This window comes from Pseudomonas sp. D8002, from assembly GCF_013385695.1.
GTDB lineage: Bacteria > Pseudomonadota > Gammaproteobacteria > Pseudomonadales > Pseudomonadaceae > Aquipseudomonas.
In genome coordinates this window covers 208,678-215,054 of the sequence record NZ_JACAPM010000006.1, presented here as the reverse complement: position 1 = coordinate 215,054, position 6,377 = coordinate 208,678, and the positions used below count along the sequence as shown (strand labels likewise).

Sequence of the window (6,377 nt, the reverse complement as noted above, 5' to 3'; positions counted from 1 at the left end):
CGCGGAGCGTGGGAACGATCTATCTACAGCCGTTACATCGGCGGTGTCACGCCATCCTTACCCGCGGAAATCGCCTGGGCCGTCACGCTCCCGTCCGCGCCCTTCGCCGCAAACATCACCACCTTCACCCCAGGCTTCAGCAAGCTGCGATCACCCGGTTCCAGGTTGACGATCGGCACATCATCCGGCACCACGATCTTCTGCTCGCCGCCCTTGTACTTGACGGTCAACGTGCGGCCATCGCTCACCACCAGGTCACCCACGGTGCCGTTGGTCATGCTGCTGCCTTCCTTCAGGTCGAACGCACGGTGCCCATCGCCTGTACCGGCCATCGCCGGTGGGAATACATGCACTTCCAGCGCCGTCAGGGTGCCATCCGCGTTGGGCATGGCCGCCGAACCGATGTAACTGCCGGGCTTGATGTCTTCGATTTTTGCCAGGGTGACCGCACGCACCTGCGTGTCCTTGGTCAGGTGCACGGTGACGTCTTCACCGCTGTTGACCTTGACGTGCATCGCGTCGCCGTCCATCGCGGTAATCGCACCCCGCACGCCGACACGCGGGGCATCTGCGGCCTGGGCAACGCCCACGGTCATCAGCGCAGCCAGGCTGGAGGCCAGGAGCATCTTGTTGAATGTCGTCTTCATGGCAGTCGATTTCCTGTTTATGCAGTTGTGACTGAATGTATCATCGACCTTCAGCGCGAAAGTTAACGTTTCAGTCATTAATTCCCGGCATGAGTGTTATCACCACAGACAGGCTACTCGCGCCCGTGGCCAGTCTTTATCCTCGCTCGCCACAATCCTTCGCTTTTATGAGAACGCCATGAACGCCACGCCCCCCGCTACAAGCACGATGACCCGAGGCATGGTGATGCTGTTTGCGTTCTGTTGCGGCGCCATCGTCGCCAACATCTACTACGCGCAACCGATCATCGAGCTGATCGCCCCGGACATCGGCCTCACGCCGGCCATGGCCAGCCTGATCGTGTCCCTGACCCAGATCGGCTATGCCCTGGGCCTGTTCTTCCTGGTGCCGTTGGGCGACCTGCTGGAAAACCGCCGGCTGATGATCATCACCACCGTGGTGGCCATCGCCAGCCTGCTGGGTGCGGCGTTCACCGAACAGCCGAACCTGTTCCTGCTGGTGTCGCTGCTGATCGGCTTCAGCTCGGTGTCGGTACAGATCCTGATTCCGCTGGCGGCGCACCTGGCGCCGGCTGAATCCCGTGGCCGGGTGGTCGGCAGCATCATGGGCGGCTTGCTGCTGGGTATCCTGCTGGCGCGGCCAGTGTCCAGCGTGGTGGCTGACCATTTCGGCTGGCGCGCCATGTTCATGGCCGCTGCGGCACTGATGGCGTTTATCAGCGTGGTGCTGATGCTGACCATCCCCAAGCGCCAACCGGATCACGCGGCCAGCTATGGCCAGTTGCTCGCCTCGCTGGGCACCTTGCTGCGCCGCCAGCCGGTGCTGCGCCAGCGCGCGTTTTACCAGGGCTGCATGTTCGCCACCTTCAGTCTGTTCTGGACCGCCGCCCCGCTGGAACTGTCCCGCAACCACGGCCTGAGCCAAAGCCAGATCGCCCTGTTTGCCCTGGTCGGTGCCCTGGGCGCCATCGCAGCACCTATCGCCGGGCGCCTGGCGGACGCCGGCCACACCCACCGCGCTTCGCTGCTGGCGATGCTGTTTGCCGCACTGAGCTTCCTGCCGGCCTTCGTGCACCCGCTGTACAGCGTGATCGGCCTGGCGGTGACCGGCGTGGTCCTGGACTTCTGCGTGCAGATGAACATGGTCCTTGGCCAGCGCGCCATCTACGCCCTCGACGCCAACAGCCGTAGCCGACTGAACGCGCTGTACATGACCAGCATCTTCATCGGCGGCGCCTTCGGCTCGGCGATTGCCAGCAGCGTGTACGAACACGGCGGCTGGCTGGGGGTGATGCTGGTGGGCAGCGCATTCCCGCTGGTGGCGTTGCTGCGCTTCCTGAGCGCCTCGCGGCAAGGGGCGGTGGCGACTGCCTGACCCACCTTACAACCGCATCAACGGCTCCAACGCCGCATCCGCCAGAAATGACGAGTGACGAGGTCAAGGGCTTGCTGACTGATTGGGAATTACCGCCCAGGGATTTATGGGCGGTATCCCCTCCAGGAAGATGGCGAGCGCCCTGGCGCGTTGCTTTTCAGCGCAGGTGAGTAGACAGACCGATCACGTCCTCTGGCCGGATCAAGCGTGTGCTTTTAAGCAGGAAGTTTGTCTGACGCCGTCCCAGTAAGTCGATGCCCACAAAGTAACGCCCGCTCTGCTGGTTGTATTTGACGACGGTATCTCCAATACGGCCCGTGTAGCTATCCACCAGCCGCAAGGGCGTTCCGACTTCTGTCATTAAACCCGTCAGATCAATTGTGTCTTGGCCACTGGTGAAATCCATGATCAGGTCAGCGTCGTCATAGGCCGAGTCGCTGGCCTTCTCATACCTGAACGTGTTTCTACCGCCCACACCCCAGAGCGTATCTCCACCTGCCCCGCCGGTGAGAACGTTATCCACCGTATTGCCTATGAGCGTGTCACGGCCTGAGCCGCCAATCGCATTCTCCACGGTGACACCTTTGGCTATACCAACGTTATTGCGCAAGCCGCCTACGCTGGAGGCTGCGCCCTCGCGCAAGTCGATGGTCTGGTTCTGCCGGAAGCCCGAAAAGTCCAGGGTGTCATCGCCACCTTTGTCCCTCACCAGGAACCTGGGAGCGCCACTCTGGGAATGCAGGCTAAGGAAGGGATCACCGGTGTTGGAGTTGAAGCCATAGACAGTATCGTGCGGAGCAGGAAAAGGTTCCGGATTCGGGTCCGGTTGAGGTTCTGGCTTGGGCTCTGGTTGGGGCTCCGGCTTGGAAACTCCAGGTTCGTGTGCCCCGCCAGTGACTATGTCACTGGCCTGAATGCCACCCACGCTCTTAATCAGAAAATCCGCTTTGCCCCTGCCAGTGGTGTCGAGACCCAGACTACCGTTTCCGCTGCGCGGGTCATGGCTCAGGACAATCTCGCCAGCACGCCCCGTAAACCGCTCAACAATGTTGAAATGCTTGATTGAGGTATTTTTCAATAAGCCCGAAAGGTCGATCTTGTCTGTGCCGCTGGTGAAATCCAGGATTTCGTCAGGCCTGGTGAGTGTCGAGTCACTCGCTCTATCGTAAGCAAACACGTCCACGCCTGCGCCGCCTGTCAACCTGTCTGAACCCGCTCCACCCTTGAGCCGGTTGCCGGCCTCATTCCCTATGAGCTCATCGTCACCTGAGCCACCTGTGGCATTTTCAATGACAACGCCCTTGGCGATAGACACATTACCCTTCAAGCCACCCACATTGGAAAACGACTCCGCATTCAGGTTGATCTTCTGGTTCTGGGAAAATAGCGAAAAGTTCAGCGTGTCATTCCCGCCCCCGTCCCATACCGAAAATATCGGGGCGTCCTTCGAGGACTCAAGGCTGAAGTGGTCACGGTCAGTATTGGATTCAAAGCCATAAGTAGTATCGGTATTCCGAATATTGAGATTGGCCCCGTAGAGTTTCTGTACGGCAGCAATATCATCTTTCATTGGCGTTGAAGGTTCGCGCGATTTGAAGTCATGGCCCGTATGATTGGTTTCTCGCCAGTAACTCATCACGCTGTGGGCTCTGGTGTCCTGCGTGTATAGGGCATCTGCATAAGAGTGCACACTTTCACCATAGTCCCCAGGGTGGCCAAGCCCCAGGGCATGTCCCAACTCATGTATGGCCGTTGATAAAAAAACATCGCCATGCCGTGGGGCATCAGAAGCGCCTTTCGTTCCAACCGTAGTGCTCATATCACCGTACCAGCGATTAGGCAGCCCCGACACCCCGCCATTGTCATCGGGATTGGCCTTGATGGTTATTGAACCATCCGGACCTGTCGCCCCCTCCTTGAAGACAATATTTGTCACGTCCTGCCAAGACGTCAGGGCTTTGCGCAAGGACGCTTTCTGTTGCACAGAGAATTGATCGTCAAGGGTGAAGGAAAGCTCGATTTTGTTATCGCCATTACGATCGTAATGCCTCGAACCCTCTCGCAGGATCTGCTTTGCAGCATCATCCGTGGTGAAGGTTTTTTTTGAGGTTGCGCCATCACTGGTAGTGGCCGCATTCAACGTAGATAGCTCATGACTTGATACAGGCGGATTAACAAAAGAAGCAGTGACTCTCATAAAAACAACATCCTTTTAGTTGAGACTTTCATTCATCAGGAAACAGACTTTCAACGCGACTGTTTCACTTAACAGCCGCCTTAAAATCTCACATGAAAAAACCGAATGTCACCCCTATGAACGTTTCAATTTAAATATCCAAACAGCCAGAAACACATCGCCAATTTTTTAAGCGCACTATATTTATATTCAGAAGTTTCAGATCAGGCCAGCTCTGCATTCAATATGCGATACGAAGAAAACCGGAGACATATAAACCTACAATTACCCATCGCCCTAACCCGGGCATGAAAACAATCTGCTACACATCCGGCTGCTGCACCACGTGGTGCTGAGGGCTGAGAGCCAGGCACTGGAAACAGGGCCAGACTCTGCCTTCACTCTGGCGGTTACCCAGGGGCGCCCGGCTGTTGAAGCAGACCTTTCAATAGCTGCAGCAACGTCGACAATGTCTTGGCGATCATCTCGTTCAACACTGCAAGCGTGGTCGTTTTCGAATCAGGCGCAGGGGGCGGCGCCGGGGACGGCACTACATTTGGCATGGGTAATGGCACCGGCTTGAACCCAGGCGTCGCCCCCGCCCACTGCACATCCGTCGACTTGATCTGGCCAACACTGTTGATCAACAACTCGGCTTTGCCACTGCCGTTCAGGTCAACTTCAAGGCTTGACCGGCCCGTGGCGGCGTCGTACTTGAGCAAGGCCTCGCCAGCGCGCCCCGTGAATCGGTCCGTGAACACCAGGGTGCCCACGCCGGCTTCTTTCAATGCGCCCGACAGGTCGATCTTGTCGGTACCGCTGGTAAAGTCCTCGATCAAGTCAGGATCCTGGGGCGTGGAATCACTGGCCTTGTCGTAGATAAACATGTCCGCTCCGCCGCCACCGCGCAACGTATCAGCCCCTGCTCCACCTTTGAGTCGATTGCCCGCCTCGTTACCGATCAGGGTGTCGCGACCGGCCCCACCTGTTGCGTTTTCAATTGTGCACCCCTTGGCAATCGAGACATTGCCCTTCAAGCCGCCCACGTCAGAGAACGACTCGGCATTGAGGTTGATCTTCTGGTTCTGTGAGAACCCTGAAAAGTCCAACGTATCGTCACCGCCGCCGTCCCATACGCAAAAAACGGGTTTGTCCGTGGCGCTCTTGAGCGTCATCGCCTCCCGCTCGGTGTTGGAGTTGAAACCATACGTGGTGTCGGTATTGCGGGTTTGGTGATTGGCCCCATACAACCGCTGCGCTGCCGCGATGTCGTCCATCATTGGCGCGGATGGATTCGAAGACTGAAAGTCGTGGCCGGCCTGGTTTTTCTCCGACCAGTAGCTCATGACGCTGCGCGCCTTGGTATCCCCGGCATAGACCGCGCCACTGTTGTAGGCAGAGCCGCCACCATTGTAGTTGCCTGGATGCTGCAGGCCGATGGCGTGCCCGATTTCATGTACCGCGGTCACCGAAAAGTGGCTGCCCAGGCCAGGTCTGCTCCCTGCTTTCAGCGTGCCTATCGTCGCGGTCGTGCTGGTGTTGGAGCGTGTAGGTGATGTGGCAACACCACGGTCACCGCGAGGGTTGTTTTTAATGTTTACCGTGCCGTCTGCCCCATCTGCCTGCTCCTTGAGGTTAATGTTGGCAACATCCTGCCAGGACTGCACCGCTTGACGAACGCGTTGTTGCTGCTGCGCGGTGAAACTGGGGTCGACGGTGTAGGACAGATCAACTTTCTTGTCGCCGTTACGATCGTGAAACCGCAGGTTGTCCCGCGAGATCTGCTTGCCGGCCTGATCCGTGGTGTAGGTCGGCTTGGCTTTCGCGCCGAAGCCAGTCGGACCGGGGTCAGACTCCGGCAAGTTTTGAAGCATGGGCCTGATGGAGATCGCGTCAAAAACGTTCATGAGAAAGAGCACTCTTTATTAATTAATAGACGAGCCGGAACAATCGGCATCAGCCATTAAGCTCCCATGCATGGAAAGCACGGGACAGCGCTTATTTAGTTCTCATCGAAACACTTAAAAGCGATGAAACACCCGCTAAGAAACTCAATAAATTACTTGCAATTTAAACAACTGAACACACACCAGCCGTTGCGGCAGCGCCTTGGTTTATCAGAAAAAAAACAAAAACCTACACAATGCCGCCAATATGAATACTCCAAACCGGCATCAAC

At 57.4% G+C, this 6,377-nt stretch carries 4 protein-coding genes; 1 reads left to right on the top strand and 3 read right to left on the bottom strand.

Translation table 11 applies throughout. The annotated features are described in order from the left end of the window. Positions 1-32: 32 nt before the first annotated feature. Positions 33-647, bottom strand: a complete 615-nt coding sequence (locus HX807_RS04380; protein WP_003210601.1) for a DUF5666 domain-containing protein — start codon at positions 645-647, stop codon at positions 33-35. 178 nt (positions 648-825) lie between these two features. Here HX807_RS04380 and HX807_RS04375 point away from each other — a divergent pair, with 178 nt between their 5' ends. Then, positions 826-2,022: an MFS transporter gene (locus HX807_RS04375; protein ID WP_032899318.1), complete on the top strand. Its 1,197-nt coding sequence runs from the start codon at positions 826-828 to the stop codon at positions 2,020-2,022. A gap of 157 nt (positions 2,023-2,179) precedes the next feature. Here the strand turns inward: HX807_RS04375 and HX807_RS04370 are convergent, their stop codons facing one another. Further along, positions 2,180-4,219, bottom strand: coding sequence for a M10 family metallopeptidase C-terminal domain-containing protein (locus HX807_RS04370; protein WP_177049326.1), 2,040 nt, complete (start codon positions 4,217-4,219; stop codon positions 2,180-2,182). A 389-nt stretch (positions 4,220-4,608) separates the two neighbouring features. Further along, positions 4,609-6,105: a M10 family metallopeptidase C-terminal domain-containing protein gene (locus HX807_RS04365; protein ID WP_177049324.1), complete on the bottom strand. Its 1,497-nt coding sequence runs from the start codon at positions 6,103-6,105 to the stop codon at positions 4,609-4,611. Positions 6,106-6,377 lie beyond the last annotated feature (272 nt).